The 19,417-nt window shown below is 55.0% G+C and carries 13 protein-coding genes; 4 read left to right on the forward strand and 9 right to left on the reverse strand.

The genetic code is table 11. The features are described 5' to 3' along the window. Positions 1-297: 297 nt before the first annotated feature. From JRF57_13880 to JRF57_13905, 6 genes are all read right to left on the reverse strand, one after another. Positions 298-1,206, reverse strand: coding sequence for an MBL fold metallo-hydrolase (locus JRF57_13880; GenBank protein MBW2304787.1), 909 nt, complete (start codon positions 1,204-1,206; stop codon positions 298-300). Beyond that, a complete protein-coding gene (locus JRF57_13885) occupies positions 1,203-2,387 on the reverse strand; it encodes a metallophosphoesterase (GenBank protein MBW2304788.1) in 1,185 nt (394 codons plus the stop codon). The genes JRF57_13880 and JRF57_13885 overlap by 4 nt, the downstream gene beginning before the upstream one ends. A gap of 46 nt (positions 2,388-2,433) precedes the next feature. Then, a complete protein-coding gene (locus JRF57_13890; GenBank protein MBW2304789.1) occupies positions 2,434-3,123 on the reverse strand; it encodes a hypothetical protein in 690 nt (229 codons plus the stop codon). A 68-nt stretch (positions 3,124-3,191) separates the two neighbouring features. Next, entirely contained in the window at positions 3,192-5,081 is a 1,890-nt protein-coding gene (locus tag JRF57_13895; GenBank protein MBW2304790.1) for an FAD-binding protein, read from the reverse strand. A 34-nt stretch (positions 5,082-5,115) separates the two neighbouring features. Further along, positions 5,116-5,787, reverse strand: a complete 672-nt coding sequence (locus JRF57_13900) for a TrkA family potassium uptake protein (protein MBW2304791.1) — start codon at positions 5,785-5,787, stop codon at positions 5,116-5,118. Beyond that, positions 5,784-7,178 (reverse strand): hypothetical protein, encoded by a 1,395-nt coding sequence (locus tag JRF57_13905; protein MBW2304792.1) that lies wholly within the window; start codon positions 7,176-7,178, stop codon positions 5,784-5,786. The genes JRF57_13900 and JRF57_13905 overlap by 4 nt, the downstream gene beginning before the upstream one ends. 1,450 nt (positions 7,179-8,628) lie before the next feature. Between JRF57_13905 and JRF57_13910 the strand changes: the two genes are divergently transcribed. Together JRF57_13910 and JRF57_13915 are read left to right on the forward strand one after the other, a co-directional pair. After that, entirely contained in the window at positions 8,629-9,987 is a 1,359-nt protein-coding gene (locus tag JRF57_13910; GenBank protein MBW2304793.1) for a purine/pyrimidine permease, read from the forward strand. Between the two features lie 566 nt (positions 9,988-10,553). Beyond that, positions 10,554-12,539 carry a chemotaxis protein CheW gene (locus JRF57_13915; GenBank protein MBW2304794.1) on the forward strand — a complete coding sequence of 662 codons (1,986 nt, stop codon included), beginning with the start codon at positions 10,554-10,556 and terminating at the stop codon, positions 12,537-12,539. A 94-nt stretch (positions 12,540-12,633) separates the two neighbouring features. Here JRF57_13915 and JRF57_13920 read toward each other — a convergent pair whose 3' ends face one another. The 3 genes from JRF57_13920 to groES all read right to left on the reverse strand — a co-directional run bounded on the left by JRF57_13920 (position 12,634) and on the right by groES (position 16,384). Further along, positions 12,634-14,094, reverse strand: a complete 1,461-nt coding sequence (locus JRF57_13920) for a reductive dehalogenase (GenBank protein MBW2304795.1) — start codon at positions 14,092-14,094, stop codon at positions 12,634-12,636. A 306-nt stretch (positions 14,095-14,400) separates the two neighbouring features. Next, entirely contained in the window at positions 14,401-16,035 is a 1,635-nt protein-coding gene (gene groL / locus JRF57_13925) for a chaperonin GroEL (protein ID MBW2304796.1), read from the reverse strand. Between the two features lie 61 nt (positions 16,036-16,096). Continuing rightward, a complete protein-coding gene (groES, locus tag JRF57_13930) occupies positions 16,097-16,384 on the reverse strand; it encodes a co-chaperone GroES (protein MBW2304797.1) in 288 nt (95 codons plus the stop codon). Positions 16,385-16,836: 452 nt separating this feature from the next. Here groES and JRF57_13935 point away from each other — a divergent pair, with 452 nt between their 5' ends. Both JRF57_13935 and JRF57_13940 read left to right on the forward strand, forming a co-directional pair. Then, positions 16,837-19,158 carry a cysteine--tRNA ligase gene (locus JRF57_13935; protein MBW2304798.1) on the forward strand — a complete coding sequence of 774 codons (2,322 nt, stop codon included), beginning with the start codon at positions 16,837-16,839 and terminating at the stop codon, positions 19,156-19,158. A 118-nt stretch (positions 19,159-19,276) separates the two neighbouring features. After that, on the forward strand, positions 19,277-19,417 hold a 141-nt coding region (locus tag JRF57_13940; GenBank protein MBW2304799.1), incomplete at its 3' end, for a hypothetical protein.

A 19,417-nucleotide genomic window follows, 5' to 3' on the forward strand; every position in this document is an offset into this window, starting at 1 on the left:
GCGGATTTCGTCCCTTCATCTATCCTGATTCAGGGCCGAAATACGCCCGCTCCGGAGAAAATGTCAGCCCCTGCTTTCCGCTGCCTCCGGGGAATCTGAATCCTCGAAATACTTTAATGTATGGTGCCTCTGCCGCTTGGTATACCAAGCGGGGCGGTTAAAATTTTCGCCTTCCTTGACCTTGAACAAAATTGAACGTTTTTCAAAGGTCTCACTTTGATCCTGCCTTGGCATCACCGGCATAGCGAAGAATATCTTGGACCATGAGCCGCCCCTCCCAAAAAATATCTGCCCTGATCAGCGCCTTTTCCTTTTCAATCGAGCACGGATGTGCCTGACCCTGGCCCGGGTGTTGATAAGATAAGCGGCTTCCGGCTGCTTTGGATAGGGGAGATCCTCCCATTGAAGGGCCTTGATCCGGGTAACCGTTTCCTCTACATCTCCTCCAGTTTCCATGAGCATCTTTTCCACCTCATCTGCAAACAACTCGGCCTCCCTCAAAGAACGCTTCAGGTAGTCCATGGCGTCAGGACCCGTGAAAATCGATTCGTGAGCCAGGCACAGGATCTCAGGCTTCAACCGGATGAGGTTCTTCAGGGAGTTCAAATAGGCATCGAAATCCACGAGGAATTCAGTGATAATCCGGCCTCCGTGTTCGCACCCCACCGCCTCCGAGGCGATAAGGATCCTTCTCTCAGGAATCCAGTAACTGGTGTGTTCCCGGGTATGGCCTGGGGTGGGGACGGCCTCTACATGGCAGTCTTTCGAAAGCTCGATCCTTTCGGGAGGATTCAAGGGTAAATCCAGCACGAAAGACCTGAAAGGACAAGGACTATCCAGGGACACGCCCCAATGCTCGAGGTCCCTTGCCGCCTTTCGATTCAAGGACTCCACGAGCTCAAGGGCCTTTGGACGGCGCAAGGTCTCTTTGATTGCAGACGGACCGGCTACGATCATGTTCGGCCAGACAGACTTGTAGTAACCGGCAGCCCCCAGATGATCCCAGTGGGCATGGGTGAGAAAGAGACGAGTAAGGGGGCGTCCCCCCAGCACGGCCTTGATCTCCTTCACGTAAAGGGGGCCGAGTGCGGCAAAACCTGCATCAAAAAGGACGGGGCGGGGGCCGTCCAGGAGGTATACCGGTACGGCCGCCACCCCGAGGGCATAAAATCCTCTTGCTATCTCTCCTGTCCCGTGGATTTTCATTTTTCCATGTACCTCTCTCCCACCGCTCTTTCTCCCTCCCCGTGAACCAGGTCGATGACACTCACTTCCGGCGGAGCGAGAAATCGCATCATGGGACCCCAGGTCCCCGCCCCCCGACTTACGTAAAGAAAGCTTCCATTGGAAAGGGGAATGAATCCGGCATCAATGGGATAGAAAAGCTTGACGATGAGAGAAAAGGGGAAGATCTGTCCCTTATGAGTATGACCGGATAGTTGAAGATCAAAAAGCCCGATGGATGCCTGGTTCACCGAAGGTCGATGCTTCAACAGCACCGTAAAACAACCCCCAGGAACTCTTGAAAGAAGGTCCTCCTCGGAAACAACCTCTCCCTTTAGGCCGAATTGACGCCTCGCCGGGTCGTCCGCGCCCGCTATACAGATCATCCCGGGGATGACCACGGTTTTATCCCGAAGCACCTTGAATCCCGCCTTTTCGGTGAACGCTATCGACCGCTCCACCCCCGCATAATATTCATGGTTGCCAAGGACCGCGAATTTTCCGTATCGTGCCGGGACGCGCCCGAACATGTCGATCATGTTCGAGATGTCGTCAACCTGACCGTCCAGGAGATCCCCGGTGGAGACGAGTATATCAGGGTTCGCTGACATCACTTTCCCAAGAATCCTTTTAAGGCGTCTTTCCCTGACCATCAGGCCCAGGTGGATATCGGAAACCTGGACAATCCGGAGCCGGTCCAGGTGAGCGGGGATCTTCGGGCTCTGGATCGTGACCCTTTCGGTTCGAATGGCAGCGGCCTCGTAATGGGCGTACAGGCCGACCGGGATCGATACTGCAAGGGCCCAAAAAAAGGAGCCTTTCGGGGAAAGGGTCCACCACCCATGATCGTATTGAAAAAAACCATGTCCAACCCAAGCGATTAACCGCCAGAGATCCAAGAGCACCGAGGTACAAAAAAAGAGGAACAGGAAACCCATCCAGGTGTACCCGAGCCAGGCCAACAGTTTCGGGCCGGTTTCCATCCCCATTCTTTCAAGGATCCGAACGATAACGGGGGAAAAAACCATCAACCCCATAAAAAGGGCAAGGGTAAGAGACGCCCCCTTCCCCATGTCCAAGGCCGATTTCACCTTCAGATAGGCATAGAAGTGCACTGACCCGAAAAGGGCAGCGAAGACCAAGATAATGACAATCCATCTCATAGGCCGGGCCTCTCTTTCCTCAAGGGCTGGGGAGCATCTCCAACCCTCATACGATCGCCGCAGCCCGCAACAGGGGATGGATCACCTCATCCATCAGATTGATCCCCATCAGGCACCTGCATTTCCCGCACGAAGCACAGGTTTCAAGCCCCAGTTTCACCGCCCATGAAAGAGCATCCTCCGCGAGCCCCGGCGGGCCTTCCCGATCTTCCATAATCCTCCGCAGCCGCAGGAAAGTATGGGGATCGCCCCGGGGATGGTGATCAGTTTTCAAACGGTCGGCCTGCTCGGGAAGGAGGGAATTGGAGGGCCGGACGCCTGTACTCTCTCCCTGGAGAGGACACCCATTAAGGCAGGCGTAACAGGCGATACATCGGGTAAGACTCACAAAAGACGCCGATGGAGAGGAGGACGGCCCTCCGCCCCCCCTTGCCGGGCCTCTCCCAAGTCCCCGGAGTTTTTCTTCTATTCCCGAACGGTCCACGACAAAATCCCGTATCAAGGGAAGGGCCCGAAGGGGACCCAGGGTGTCTCCGTCTTTCACCTCACTCCTGCAGGCCAGGGCCGCCCTTCCGTTGATCTCAAGGGTGCACAGCCCGCACCTCTGGTTTCTGCAGCCATAGCGAAAGGAAAGGTCGTGAAACAGCTCCTCCTTTGCCCGCTTGAGCACGTCCAATGCCGTTGGTCGCTCACCGGCTTGAAGGGTGTACCAGTATGCCACCCTTTTTTGAGCCACGGGTTCCGGACCTCCACGACCGCGGAGCAGAAATACCTCCATGAAAGGTTTTTCCATATCCTGAGCCTTCATTTGCCGCTGAGCCATTTCCCGTAAGTTCCAAGGAGAATCCTCTCCCGGAGGGGAAAGGGGAGGGCATGAAGAAAACCCGTTCCGAGACGAAGACCCAGCACGCGATACCGGTCCTTCAGACGAGCCGTCCAAGGGCTGGGTTCGCGGAGTATGGTTCCCATGGTCCACTTCCCTCCCTTCCAGGCGGCCCGTATCGAGTAAGGCGGGCGGCGTACCTCCCTTTTTTTCCGCCTTCCATCCACGCGCAAGTGGGCCCCCAGGCTCTCTTTCCGGAGAAAGGCCGACCGGGCCACGACCTCGGATGAAAAGAGCATATTTTCCAACTCGATCCAATCGATGAAATCCTGGTTCCAGAGGGTTTCGGCAGAAACCGCTGAATCGGAAAGGCCACGGCGGATGATCTCTTTTGTTTTCAGGAACTCTTCCAACCCCGCTCCTGTCCGGGCCGGTCCCAGGCACTCCCATGCGGCCTTCTGAAGCCTGCCCGTCAAGGCACCGGGGACATGTCCTCCCTTTTGCCCCAGCCGTCTCAGGTATGGCGCGGCGACCTCCCGCCATAGGTCCCGGAAAACCGCGGGATCGGCGTTCTTTGAGCCCCGCGCATGACGCGCCGCCTCCCTTCCCGCCCGGATTCCGAAAATAATGCACTCCGCAAGGGAATTTCCGGCCAACCGATCACCGCCGTGGAGTCCACCTGCTGCCTGCCCGGCCGCGAACAGGCCTTCAGGCGCCCCTTCGCCGACACACTTTCCCCTGCTGTCCACGAGGATCCCTCCCATGCAGTAATGGGCGCTGGGTTGGACCTCCCAGGGTTCCTCCAGCCTAGCCGCCCGCTCTCCCATGGCCCTTCGCACAAGAGAGATTTGCTTCCCCATCCTTTCGGCGAAGATCCTATAGTAAAGTCCTCCCGACTCACCTCTCACATTCTGCCGGAGATCAAGAAGACAACCGTCGCGCTCCGTGCCCCGCCCAGAGGAAACGGCCCTTGCCATAACTCCGGCCACTTCGGCACGGGTCCGGTGCATCAGGCCGGAGAGCAGAACCTTTCCGTCCTTGTCTCTCAGGACCCCAAAAGGCCCCGCGGAAGCAGGTTCACCCACAAAGAGTCCCTTTAAGGAACCCGGTCCCACCAGGGCGAATGGGATGAATTGAATCTGTTCCATGTCGACGAGAGAGGCCCCTGCCCTTGCGGCGATCGCGTATCCATCGCCCGTGTTCCCCCTCATGTTGTCTGTGTTGGGGGAAAACAATGTCCCAAGCCCCCCTGTGGCCAGGATCACGGCGCGGCTGCGCAGGGCAAGAAAACAGCCGCTGGCCGCGTGGTACACCAGACCGCCCGCGATGTGCCGCTTCCCTCCCCTTTCTTCGATAATCAGATCCAGGAACCAAGCGTCCTGCAACAATTCATAGCCCCCTGCCGGATAGGTCTCCCGAAAGGCGTGAAAAAAGGACAAACCTCCCTGGGGATGGGGAATCGCCCGGGCACGGTCATGTCCGCCCATGGGGACGGGATACGGCAGCGGTCCGCTTCCATCCACCTTCATATAGGGCCGAAGACCATGACAAAGCAGCCATAGGTATCCTTCCCTCGAGTCCAGGGCAAAGGCCCGCACGATCTCTTCCTCTGCCAGGTCCCGGCCCTTCAATCTCATGTTGGAGGCGAGGATCTCCTCGGAGTCGTCCGCGCTGCCGCTTCCAAGGACCGTTATCCCACCCTCGGATATCTTTGTATCCCCGCACCCGATGGGATCCTTGGACACCACCAGCACAGAGACTCCCTCGGCCCCGGAGGCCGCTGTCAGCGCCGCACCCCCGCCACCCACTACCAGGACGTCGTATTGCCTTTCGGTAACCTGCATGTCCAACGAGTCTTCCCGGAGGCCCATATAGATCCTTCCCCCCTCCTCGACGTTAGAAGGATCAGACTTCCTTCTCCTTCAATTTTTCAAGGGACTCGTTCGGTCCGAGGAGAATCATGATATCGCTGTCTTTCAGGACGAAATGACCGGTAGGGATCATGTTTAAACGGTCCGGGATCACTTCCTTGATTGCAACCACCTGGACCCCGTAACGATTGATGAGGTTCAATTCTTTCAATGCCTTTCCGATGAAGCCCTTGGGAGGTATCAACTCCACCAGGCTATATCCTTCCACAAGGGGCAGAAAGTCCAGGAGATTGGGATTATGAAGTCTCTCAGCCAGGGTTATTGCGGTATCTTTTTCAGGGAAAAGGACCTCCGTTACACCGATTCTCTCAAGGATCCTTCCATGGGGTTCTGAAATCGCCTTGGCCAGGACCTTCTCCACTCCCATTTCCTTTAGGTTCAAGGTGACCAGGATGGATGCGTCCAGGGACGAACCGATACAAACCACAACGGCATCCATGCTCCTGATTCCCAGCGATTCCAGGGCTTTTCGGTCCGTTGCGTCCGCAACCACGGCCTGAGTCACCCCGTCCTTGATCTCCTGGACCCTGTCCTGATCTTTATCTATGGCCAGGACCTCGTGATCCTTGTGATAGAGGTGGGTTGCCAGGTAATATCCGAAATTTCCGAGTCCTATAATGGTGAATTGTCCCATGACTGACCTCATCCTACCATGATGCCCTCTTCCGCGTACCGGAACCTGGCCACCATGCGGCGGCTGACGGCCGCGGCCACCACCAAGGGCCCCAGTCGTCCGACGAACATGATCAGGGTAATTATGAATTTTCCCCAGGAGGAAAGCGTCCCGGTCACCCCCGTGCTCAATCCCACCGTGCCGAAAGCGCTTACCACCTCAAAAAAGAATTCCAGGAAGCTGCCCCTGCTCGCCAGGTGGGAAACCCCTCCAAGTTCCGTCATCAGCAGGAGCAGGGTCCCCGCGAAAACCACCAACATGCTTATCATGACAATGCTGACTGTCTTGCTGATGCTGATTTCGGAAACGGTTCGGCCGAAGACATTCGGGTATTCGTGTCCCCGGAGCCGTGACATCCCCAACACCAACAGGGTGGAAAAAGTGGTGGTTTTAATTCCACCCCCGCAGGAGCCGGGAGACGCCCCGATGAACATGAGCAGAATCAGGAGAAACAGAGTCTCGTTTGCCATGTTCCCCACGGGCAAGGTATTGAATCCAGCCGTCCTGGCGGTTACAGACTGGAAAAAAGCGGCCAGGATCTTGGCGGGTGAAGAGAGGGAGGCCAGGGTATTGCGGTACTCCATGAGCAGGATCAGGAGGGTCCCGGACAAAAGGAGCAAAAACGTAGTCGATAAAACCATCTTCGAGTGCAGGTTCAGGCGGGACCATTTCCGGCGCTTGTAAGAAAAGCCATGCCGGAGGTCGGAGAGGACCGGAAACCCGATCCCGCCGGATATGATCAGGAAACAGATGAGCAGATTCAGGGCCCAATCCTCCCGATACCGGAGGAAGCTGTCCGGGAAAAGGGAAAATCCTGCGTTGCAGAAGGCACTGATAGTGTGGAAAACCGATGAGTAAAGGGCACTCTCCGCTCCCCGTTCATGCAGGAAGAGGAAAAACATCAAAATCGTTCCCGCCCCTTCGATGGCTAAGGTAAAAAGAACCACGTCCCTTATGATGGAGGGGAGAGTGCGATCCCTGGAATAGGTAAAGGTATCCTGGACGACAGCCTGCCCCGAGAGGCCCGGACGCCTGCCGGCGATCAGGAGAAGCAGGGTCGAAACGGTCATGAAGCCCAGTCCCCCGATCTGGATCAAGACGAGAAGGATGATCTGGCCAAGGCGAGTAAAGGTGCCTCCGGTATCCACTACGGTCAGGCCCGTCACGCAAACAGCGGATGTGGAGGTAAACAGGGCATCGATGAAACCTATTCCCCCCTCACGGGTGGCCCAGGGGAGCATGAGCAAATCAGCTCCGACAAAAATAAGGGTAGCAAACCCTACCAGGGTCAAGCGGGCCGGGCTTGAAAGGAGGGACTGTATGAACCGTTTCCTGTTGTTGCCTGTGGATTCGATGGCAGCCACCCTCGCGGCACTCGAGCCTTCCCATGGGACCGAGGTCCGCCTCGGACTTATTCCCGAGGCTTGATCTCGACTTGCTCAAAGGGTATTCCGATCCAGGGGTCGGCGGGGAGCAGGCTTCAGGGGAAAAAGCACCCGGGACTCCCATTGCAGTTAACATAGGACAGGCAAAAGGAAAACGTCAAGGTTCATTTCATTCCAGGCTTTCCCTTGGGAACAAAGAAAACCACGGGTTGATTTTGATGCCCCAATCCGGGAATGGGAGAAGATCCCTCGCCTGCAAGCAAAGACTTTAACCCAAATTATGCGTGAATGCCTGCCCGCCAGAATTATGGGGGGAAAGGGGAACGTTGGCTTAGATCGAAGGGGCATGGGGATCTTTTCCTCGTTCCCGAGTCTCACGGCCTGGTTATTTCAAGGGGTTAGTGACGGGGGAGTCTTGCCCCCTCCGCCGATCTCCCGCTTTTACAAGCGGGAGCCGGGGTTTCCCCCATCCCTAACCCCTTGAAATAACGAAGGTTTACCTGCTGCTGTCTGGCAGGCCTCCCAACAGGTCACTTCCGAAAAGATCCCCATGCCCCTTCTCCCGGTGGTGCAGGCAATGGTTTTCAGGTGAAATACTTACTCCAGAAAGGGCCGGGGAAAAGGTCCATTGTCATTCACTAAAGAGAGTCAGTTACGGTTGAAATTCCCGATTACCGAGGCTTGATGTTTTCAGTCTGTTTCTCCTTGGAAGGATGGTTTGAGCAGGGGCCGATGGCTCCTTTTCTGAAGTGACTGGCGGGATTATCAGTGGGGGAAGCCGCAGCTCACGCTCTTCTTAGAGCGGGAGAATGCGGAGGGGGCAGGTGTCCCCCGCTGATAAGCCGCTGAAAACACCAGCCCGGGAGCCTCCGAACGACATCCCTTTACCCTTCGCCCATTGGATGCTGTCAGAATGCTTCAACATATTGCAACATTGCTGTCTAGAATAGAATTGTTTTGCTATTCATTAATAATAAAATCAGATAGATAGTCATACATAACGGTTTCTTTCAAATTCAGGTTTTTTGCAGGCCAGCAGAAAGCAGAGGCTGCTACGCCGTCCATGGCTCCGCTCACTGCGGATTTCGGCCCTTCATCTGTCCTGATTCAGGGCCGAAATACGCCCGCTCCGGAGAAAATCCGAAGCCTCTGCTTGGAGCGACAAATCCTATTTTGGACAATAGTGATATTGCAATAAAAATCAATTTCATTATTAACGCATAATGTGGGTTTAATTGGATCGTTTTTTGAGTAGGGCTCAAGGATTCAAGGGGTCCAGGACTCGAGTGAGAAATCGGGATTTAAGGAAAAATGATTTTCACTTGCCCCTTGGGGACCCCTTGACCCCTGAAACTATCGGCTTCAGCCGACAGTAGTTTACTTTCCTGGTCCTAGGACCGAAGCGGCCACATTACACTCAAGGGTTCTCTTGGGAAACGACATTAACCTGTGCTATGATAACTCCAAAGCGAATACCATGTCCGATCTCTCCTATATTTACGACCTCGACGACCATCCCCCGCTCCGTTACGCCTTGCTATACGGCCTTCAGTGGGCTTTCGTGGTGTTTCCGGCCTTTATCATCACGGCCGCCTTGGTTGCTCCTCCACTTGGATTAGGACCCGAAAGCACAATCCGCTTCCTCCAGCTCACCCTTTTTGTTTCGGGTCTCTTCACCATCATTCAGACCCTTTGGGGACACCGCTTTCCCCTCGTGGAAGGCCCTTCCACGGCCTTGGTCCTCACCTTCATCATTCTGGCTCCCCACGGACTCCCGACCCTTCAGGGAGGCATGATTCTAGGAGGCGCCCTGCTGGTCCTCGCGGTCCTCTCAGGGCAATTGGAACGGATCACTGTTCTCTTCACCCCGAACGTGGTGGGAGTCATCCTGATGCTCATCGCCTTCGGTCTGCTCCCACCGCTCCTCCGATTCCTCTCCGGCATCGATCAGTCCCATCCCCAAGGGCAAGGCCTCATCTTTGCCATCAGCATCGGGCTGATTCTGTCCATCGCCACCCTTTCCTATTGGCTCAGGGGAATATGGAAGACCCTTTCCCTCCTTCTCGGCATGATCGCGGGCTCACTCCTGTTCTATTTCCTCGGCCGACTCGAATTTCAGGAGTTGATCGAGGCCCCTTTGTTTTCCTTTTCCGCCCGGGGGATCTCTTTTCCTCCATCCCTGGATTTCGCCACCGCTCTTGCCTTCGGATTCGCCTACCTGGCCGTCATGGTCAACAGCCTTGGCAGCCTGCAAGGAATCGCCGGCATCACGGACGGGGTGAGGCTGCCCGGCGCTACTCGTCGCGGAATCTTTCTAAACGGTCTTTCCGGGATATGCTGCGGGCTTCTCGGTGTCGTGGGAACCGTGAGTTACAGCACCGGTCCGGGCCTGGTCCTGGTTAACCGCGTAGCCAGCCGATTCACCGTGACCTATTGCGGGCTGATAATTCTGGCCGCCGCCTTTCTCCCCAAATTGGCCGCCCTCCTGGCCCTGGTTCCTGCACCCGTGGTGGGAGCCGCCCTGTGTATCGCTATGGGCGCACAGGTTGGTGCCGGAATCACGATCATTTCCTCCCGCAGAATCCGCTCAAGGGACTATTTTGTCACAGGTCTGCCCCTCCTCCTGGGCACCCTTGTCGGGTTTCTCCCTCCCGGTCTCATCGACGATCTCCCCGGTCCTTTCCGAGTCTTCTTCGCCAACGGACTGGTGACCGGCATCGTCATGGTCATGATCCTGGAGCATCTCCTCCTTAGGGACAGGGAGAGAGGCCGGCTGCCGGGAAAATGAAGCTCCCCTTTTCATCCGACACCTCCTCGGAAAGTGAATCCCGCCGACGGATGCTTGACGAAACCAAAACTCTTCCGTCAATGAAATGACAACCTAAATTGAGCGATTCCGAGTTTTCAGGAGACCTGCCTGAGGCAGGCAACGCAGCAGATCCTGTAAAATCGGAAATCCCGAAGGGTTTCAAAATTTGATGATTTGAAAAAGATACATATAGCATGCTCTTTGACCTTACAGGTTATGATACCTTATCGGACACTACCATGTACTCTTTTGATATATCTAAATAAAAGAATCTCATCAAAATGTTGAAACGCTCAGTTTAGGGACAAGTCAACAACCATTCCGGTTCGAAAAGGCTTGAAGGTTTTAAAAGGGCAAGGGATCGATGGGGTCTGGTGACTAAAGGCGCTGTTTTGTCCTCTCTTTCAGGGGCCGGCGGATTATCCCTATACGGCGGACATGGTCTGCTTTTTGCAACTTGCTTTCACATCAGCAACCCTTAGTGGTGCCTGGTGCCTCCATCCAGGGGTACCCATATATCCCGGCAAAAAAGGAGGGGAGAAAGGATGAAACCCGACGCCGATACCAAGATATTGCTTGTTGAAGATGCTTCAACCATGCGGAAGATGGAAATCAAGATCCTTAAGCAACTCGGATACCAAAATATCATCGAGGCCGTGGACGGCCGGGACGCCCTGGAAAAACTCGGGGAAGAAAAGGGCATCCAGCTCATAATCAGCGATTGGGCCATGCCCAACATGGACGGGCTCGAACTACTTAAAAGCGTCCGCTCGGAGGAGGCTTACAAACACATTCCTTTCATCATGGCCACAGGCCAGGGAGACAAGGAATACGTTGCCATGGCCCTCGAGGCCGGGGCCAACGGGGTTGTGGCGAAGCCTTTCACACCGGAGGACCTGGGCACTCAAATCAAAGAGGCCTTCGGGATCAAGGTGGAACCTGAAGAAACCGGAGAAAGACTTCCGAGAGTAGACGAGGAAGGGAAGGTCCGGCTCCGAATCGCCCACATACAAATCACCGATCACCTCACACTCGGGATCATGAAGGATATGATCGAAACCGGGCAAAAGAATCCTGACCATTTCGCCCTTGAGACCTTGTGCATGCCGGGCTGGAACCCGGTTCAACGGGCCCTTGAAAAGGGAAATGTGGATGCTGCATTCATTCTCGCCCCAACGGCCATGGATCTTTTTAACTACGGGGTACCGCTCAGGCTGATCATGTTCACCCACAGAAACGGCAGTATCCTGGTGCGGACCCGTTCTCAAGAATACCGCAAGCCTTTCCAGCAGTTCTTCAAGCACAAGACCTTTTTTATCCCCCACAAGATGTCCATTCATAACATGCTGGCCCACATGTATTTCACCCAGATGGGTCTCAAGCCCGGTCTGGCCGGAAAGGAGGCTGTAAACGTTCTTTTCGACGTCGTCCCGCCGGTAAAAATGCCCGAGTTCCTATCGGAGAATCCCCAAAGTTGCGGGTTCATGGTGGCCGAACCCATCGGGTCCAGGGCCATAGCGGCAGGTATTGCGGAACGCCAGATCCTCTCAAGCGAACTCTGGGACAACCACCCTTGTTGTGTGGCCGTCTTTCGGGAGGAGTTCATGGGAAAGTACCCTGACGCCGTCCATGAATTCAGCCATATGCTGGTGGAAGCTGGGCGTTTCATCGGGGAAAATCCGGACCGGGCCTCGGAAATCGCCGTAAAATTTCTGGACCCGGACGGGCAACTGGGACTGAAATCCTCCCTCCTTAAATCCGTGCTAACGGATCCCAAGGGCATCAGGACGGACAACCTCTTTCCCGTCCTGGAAGATCTCGACGCCATTCAGCGATACATGACCCAAAAAATGGGTATCGGGCGTATCATCGACCTGGAATCTTTTGTGGACACCCGGTTTGCAGAGGAAGCCCACAAGGATCTGCCCGCCCCCTCCCGGACTATTGGGCCGATGGACAAGCCCGAACTCACCTATTCGATCCAGGGGGATGCGGATGGAGAAGAGAGGGAAACCCCGGCACCCCTTGATCGTTTCCAGGCCGTCCAGGCGGAGCAGCCCACCATCAGCCGTGAGGGTAAATACCTGACCTTTGGAATCGGGGATGAACGATACGGTATCGGGATCCTGGATGTCCGGGAAATCATCGGTATGATGCCTATTCGACCCATCCCCCAGATGCCCGAACACATGAAGGGAGTCATCAACCTCAGGGGAAAGGTCATCCCGGTTATCGACCTTCGCCTCAAATTCTCCATGGAACCCCTTGATTACACCGACCGGACCTGTATCATCGTGGTGGAAGTGGCGGGCCTTACAGGATCCAGCCTGATGGGAATCGTGGTGGACAAGGTCTGGGAGGTAACGGAAATCAAGGAGGAAGAGGTGGAGGACGCCCCCAGTTTCGGACGCTCCGTCAATACCGGCTACATCCTCGGGTTGGCCAAGAGGTCGGAAGGTGTGACGATTCTCCTGGACATCGACGAACTGCTTCAAAGGGAAGGGACGGTTGAACTCGCAAATGTAGCCTAGGGTCCGGGGAACCTGCATCCGATCATTTCTCCACCACGGAGAGCCTTACCCTTTTCTTCTTTTCTAATGATGACAAAAAGCCTGGCTTGCCGCATCAGTGGTAGTATGCCCAACGGGGTGCAGGTTTGGCCTTGGGCCGCCTTCCATAGAAGATGTCATCCATGTAGGAAAAAAGCCGCCTTGCGTATCGATTCCTCGAAATGAGCTCCACAATCACCTTGTGGGGGAAGGTTCTGGCATGGCTCCAGGGACACACCCTCATACAGACGTTACAGTCTGTTCCCACTTTCCCCCAGTATTCGAAGCAGGTTTCTTCATTCAACTTCCATCGCAAGATCCCATTGTGAACCGTCTGCTCGCCTTCCGGTATGGAGGCCGAGGGGCAGCAGTCCGCGCACTTCCGGCAAATCGCACAAAAATCCTCTACACCGATATCGATTGGCTTATCCGGGACCAGAGGGAGATCCGTGGTCACGGCACCCAGCCGGACACGGGGACCGAACTCCTTTGTGATCAAGTAACCCATCCTCGATAGTTCCCCCAGGCCGGCATCCACCGCGAGGGGGACCATCAAGGCCTCATAATGCCTGAGGTGATTGGCCGTGGCGGAGTACCCAAGGTTTGCTATGAATCGGGCCAACTGGGTGGCGATGAAAGCTCCCTTCGCGTAATTACGCATACTTTCCAGGGCCGTCGGCGTATGGGGGCCGGTTCCTACCATGTCGAACTCCATCTCGGTTGCAAACACAACGGCATAAGGGTCAGGCTGGATCTCCTTGCCCCAATCCTCCCAGTTTTCGTTAAAGATCTCTCCCTTATGGGAATAGACCCATAAGGGATTCACCTTGGTTATGCCCACCAGGTCGGCTCCGAGCTTCAGGGTATACCCCTTGATCCTTTCCGTGGCCTCTTCGGGGCTGAGGGAGTAACGATTTTCACCCCCGTCCCCGCTTTCGGGGCGGTACATGGGATTGGGCATGGGTTTGGGCTTGAACTTATCGGGAGTGGAAAAACTCTGGGGAATGGCGACACATGCCAGGGTCGCCTCCACGTTTACAGCCCCCTTTTCTCCATCAACAGAGCCGATGCTGCCTAGGGGTCCTCCCATAGCCCTCCGCTTTTTGTCATATTCCTCGTGTTCGGGGTGCTCCTGGTAGTAAGTCTTATACTCAGGTGAGCCCGGCCTGAGGGCACGGTTTCGGGCAAAGACCTGATCCCTTTCATCGAACCGCTTCACCTCCCCCTGAACCAGTCCCAGGGTGCCTTTCAGGGCATGGGGATTGGATGGAGTTCTGTGGAGAAAAAGGAAACCCGAGAAACAGGCAAGGGCATAGCCCAGGACCAGGACGACTAGACCGGTAGAGGTGAAGAAAAACCCTTTTCCCCAAAGTATCAGAAAAATGATGAGAAGACCCAACATCCCGGCGAACTGGATTCCGCCGAAGACGGTCGCCCGCCTCTCTTTCTCCGCGATCGAGGAGATAAAGAACGTAAGACCGATAAAGGCTTGAGCGGCCAGACCCAACGCACCAAGCGCCACGAAAAATTCACGCATCTCATTCACCTCCGGTGACGGCATATTTGGACATGACGGAAAAAGGACTCTGACCCGCATATTGTGCGGGGATTTGAAACAGGCAGAGAGGCTCCCCCCAGACGAGAAGGAAACAAAGTATAGAAGGGTTTAATTATGGGTTGATTCAGCGGGAAGGTCAAGAAAAAGCTTGGATTGGAAGGATCAGCCAAGCCAGATACATAAGGGAAAAAAGGCCGCCCCCGGTCCTTTCATCGGGGTGCGGCCTTGTGTATGGTAAGGGACCCTCCCTATTGGGGAGTACCCTGATCGTTGATCAGGAAATTGCTACATCATGCCGCCCATGCCCCCCATACCGCCTCCGGGCATTCCAGGCGTCTCTTCCTTCTCCTTGGGCTTTTCCGCCACCATAGCCTCGGTGGTCAGGAGCAGGGAAGATACGGATGCGGCATTCTGGAGGGCGAAACGGGTCACCTTGGTCGGGTCGATGATCCCTGCCTTCATGAGGTCTTCGTATTCACCGGTCTCCGCATTGAATCCAAAGGCCCCTTTTCCTTCCTTGACCTTTTCAACCACCACGGAGCCTTCCTCGCCGGCATTGTTGGCGATCTGGCGCAACGGTTCCTCCAAGGCCCTCATGACAAGCTTGACACCGCTCTGGGCTTCGCCTTCCAGCTTCAGTTTGGAGAGGACATTGATGCACCGCACAAGGGCCACACCGCCACCGGGCACGATCCCTTCTTCCACAGCCGCCCGGGTGGCATTGAGGGCATCCTCGACCCTGGCCTTCTTCTCTTTCATTTCAGGCTCGGTCGCAGCCCCAACGTTGATCACGGCAACGCCGCCGATCAGCTTGGCAAGCCTTTCCTGGAGTTTTTCACGATCATAATCCGAGGTGGTCTCCTCGATCTGGGCCCGGATCTGCTTGACACGCCCCTCCAGGTCCTTTCGGGTCCCGCCACCGTCAACGATGGTGGTGTTGTCCTTGTCGATATTCACTGTTTTGGCGGTTCCCAGATCATTCAGAGTCACGTTTTCAAGCTTGAATCCGATATCTTCGGAAATGACACGCCCTCCTGTCAGGATGGCGATGTCTTCCAGCATGGCCTTTCTCCTGTCACCAAATCCAGGAGCCTTAACGGCGGCGCACTGCAGCGTCCCCCTGAGCTTGTTCACCACCAGGGTGGCCAAGGCCTCCCCTTCCACATCCTCGGCGATGATCAGCAAGGGTTTCCCCATCTTCGCAATCTGTTCCAGAATGGGAATCAAGTCCTTCATGTTGCTGATCTTCTTCTCATGAAGCAGGATGTAGGGTTCACTCAGGCTCACCTGCATCTTCTCGGGATCCGTCACGAAGTAAGGAGAAAGGTAACCTCGATCGAACTGCATACCCTCGACGATTTCAAGGGTGGTCTCCATGCTCTTTGCCTCTTCCACCGTGATCACGCCTTCCTTGCCGACCTTGTTCATGGCCTCGGCGATGATATTCCCGATGGTGTCGTCATTATTGGCGGAAATGGTTCCTACCTGGGCGATCTCTTCCTGGTCCTTGGTGGCCTTGGAGAGCTTCTTCAACTCCTCGACCGCGGCCTCAACCGCCTTATCGATTCCCCTCTTGATGGCCATCGGATTGACACCGGCAGCAACCAGTTTGGAACCCTCCCGATAGATGGACTGGGCCAGGACCGTCGCAGTTGTGGTGCCGTCACCGGCCACATCCGATGTTTTGGAGGCAACCTCCTTGACCATCTGGGCTCCCATATTCTCGAACTTGTCCTCCAGCTCGATCTCCTTTGCCACCGTAACACCGTCTTTGGTGATATTGGGTGATCCAAAGGTTTTTTCGAGAATGACGTTCCTCCCCTTGGGTCCCAGGGTCACTTTCACCGCATTGGCAAGCGTATCTACGCCCTTTAACATCGATTCTCTGGCCTTCTGGCTATATTTGATCTCTTTCGCCATATCCGTATCTCCTCCTTAGAAAAAATTGAAATCACAACTCATGCGCGCATCCCCGGGATGCCTATTCGACTATGGCAATAATATCGTCTTCCCGCATGATCAGGTGCTCTTCGCCATCGATCTTAATGTCTGTGCCGGCGTATTTCCCGAAAAGGACCCTGTCGCCCACTTTCACCTCCAGGGGCTGGCGTTCCCCACTGTCAAGGACCTTCCCGTTCCCGACAGCCACCACTTTTCCCTCGATCGGCTTCTCCTTGGCCGTATCAGGAATGATAATGCCGCCCTTTGTCTTTGCTTCCTCTTCAACCCTCTTGACAATAACACGATCTTGTAATGGCCTGATCTTCATTTCAAACATCTCCTCCTCATTTATGAAATAGAATGATGGTTAAAACACTCCGCCCCACAGGAATCCCTGGAATGTTTCTTTTCAAACCTCTCCATCCCAATGAGGACTCATGCAGGGGTAAGGTCCATATCAATATTCTTAAAACCGGGAGGTATTAACCCTTTTAAAATTTAAAAGGGCATTGGTCTGGCCTGAATAGAATTTGATGAAAAATAACTACTGCACGGGAAATGTCAAGTGCAGTGGGGAAAAATGTTCAACAAATCGAGTTCGATAAGCCGCAGGTCTCCCGTGGGACCTCTCTTTTCGGTCCGCTAAATTCGATGCCGGTCTATTACAAGGATGCATTTCCCTGTTGAAAATGCCCACACGATGGGATACCTTACCACCCCATTCGGAATTCATGGGAAACATCCATCCCCGGTGCCGGGACCATGGGGAGAATATCATTCATGAACAGAAAAAGATACGGCAATATCCTGGACCAGATCGGCGGAACGCCCCTCGTTCCCCTGAGAAAGATCAACCCCTTTAAAGAGGTGGAAATCCTCGCAAAACTTGAGTCATTCAATCCCGGCGGATCGGTCAAGGACCGGGCCGCCCTGGGGATGATCGAGGATGCCGAAGAGAAGGGGGAACTGACTAAGGACAAGATAATCCTCGAGGCCACCAGTGGGAATACGGGTATCGGCCTCTCTCTGGTAGCCGCGGTCAAGGGATACAGGGTGCTCCTGGTCATGTCCGAGTCAGTGAGCGAGGAACGGAAAAAGATCCTCCGGGCCATGGGGGCCGAATTGAAATTCACACCCGCCCACCTCTCCACGGATGGGGCCATCGAGTACGTCTACAATCTCATGAGGGAGGAACCTGGCAAGTATTGGCTTGCAGACCAGTTCAACAACCCCTCGAACTGGATGGCCCACTACCGCTTCACCTCAATGGAAATCTGGGAACAGACCGGGAAGGCCCTCGACGCAGTGGTCGCCACCATCGGGACGACCGGCACCCTGATGGGCCTCTCAAGGCGGTTCAAGGAAATCGCCCCAAACGTCACCATCGTGGGAGTGGAACCATACCTGGGGCATAAGATCCAGGGTCTGAAAAACCTAAAGGAATCCTACCGCCCGGGAATCTTCGATAAAAACCGCGTTGACAAGATGATCCACATCAGTGATGAGGAGGCCTTTGATACGGCCCGGAGGCTTGCAAAGATGGAGGGAATCTTCGCGGGGATGAGTTCCGGGGCGGCGGTTGCAGGGGCCATCAGGATCGCCGGGGAAATAAAGAGGGGGCGAATCGTGGTCATTCTTCCGGATGGCGGCGAACGTTACCTGAGCACTTCCCTTTTCGCGGATGTCAAGAAATCAGGACTTTTTCTTTACAACACCTTTACCCGCAGGAAGGAGGAATTCGTTCCCATCGAGGAAAAGCGGGTCAGCATCTATTCCTGCGGCCCGACCCTATGCCAGCATATTCATGTCGCCCAATGCCGCCGCTTCCTTTTCGCCGACCTGCTCAGGCGCTACCTCGAGTTCAAGGGCTATGAGGTGACCCTGATCATGAACGTCACGGACTTAGACGACCGGACCATCGCCGGGGCGGAAAAAGCGGGTATGCCCTTGAAAGATTTTACAGAACAATACTACAGGGCGTTTCTCGAGGACCTCGATACCCTTCGGATCAAGAGGGCCACCCGGTACCTGAAGGCAAGCGAGCACGTGGAAGACATGATCCGCCTGACCCAGCGGCTCTTGGAAAAAGGGTACGCATACGAGAAATTCCGCTCCGTCTACTTCGACATTTCCCGTTTCAAGGACTACGGAAGGCTGTCCCGCATCAACCTGGAAAAGATCCGGGTGGGAAAGACGGTGGACCTGGAACAGTACGAGAAGGAAAATCCCCGGGACTTCACCCTCCTGAAACGATCCACCCTGAACGAGCTCAAGAGGGGCATCTTCTATCAAACCCGCTGGGGGAACGTGCGGCCCAGTTGGCACCTGGAATGTCCGGCCATGGCCATGAAATACCTCGGCGAAACCTATGACATCCATACCAGCGGCGTCGACCTCGTGTTTCCCCACCACGAAAACGATATTGCCATCTGCCGGGCCCTTACCGGGAAACTCCCGGCCAACTACTGGATCCACAACGAACTGGTCATGATCGACGGAAAAAAGCTTACCGGGACTCTGGAAGACAGCACTTACACCATCCGGAGCCTTATCCGGAAGGGTTACACCGGGAGAGAAATCCGTTACTGCCTTATCAGTCATCCTTACCGAAAACCTCTCTCCTTCACCTTTACTAAGCTGGATACGGCCAAGAACACCCTTTCTCATCTGGACAAATTCGTCCGCAAACTTCACCTCTGCCGCGAGGGGGCCCCTCATCCGGACATGGATCAACTGATCTATGACCTCAGGCAGGCCTTCACGGAATCAATGGACGACGATTTGAATATCTCCCGGGCTCTGGCGGCCTTATTCCAATTTACGGGGAAGATCAACCGAATCATGGACCGCAGCGGCCTCGCCCTGGAGGACAAAGGGAAAATCGAGGAAATCTTAATGACCCTTAACGGGGTCCTGGGATTTCTTGACCTGGAACACCCGCAGGAAGATCCGGAGGTGGAACGACTGATCAAGGAAAGGGAGGAGGCCCGCAAAAGGAAGGACTGGGCCACAGCGGACAGGATACGTGAAGAACTCAATGAGAGGGGTATAGAAGTGGTGGATACCCGAGCAGGGACCATCTGGCGGAAAATAAGGCCCTAATTTCCTGTGAATTTCATCAAGCAAAAAATGGGGAAGTAGGGATTCGAACTCCTCCCCGGATTCAGATGAACCTAAGCTGGCTTAATGCCGGGGCTTGACCGTTTAATGAATTAATGAATTGAAACAGTCCTTCGGCGATCCTCTGGATGCTTTCAAGACCGCCTATGGTGACGGCAACGTGAAAAAGGCCAAAGAACTGCTCGCTTCCAAGGGCTACAACGAGAAGAACAAGTTCACCTTCGACCTGTGGTACACCCCG

The sequence above is a fragment of the Deltaproteobacteria bacterium genome, assembly GCA_019310525.1.
Classification (GTDB): Bacteria; Desulfobacterota; DSM-4660; order Desulfatiglandales; family HGW-15; genus JAFDEE01.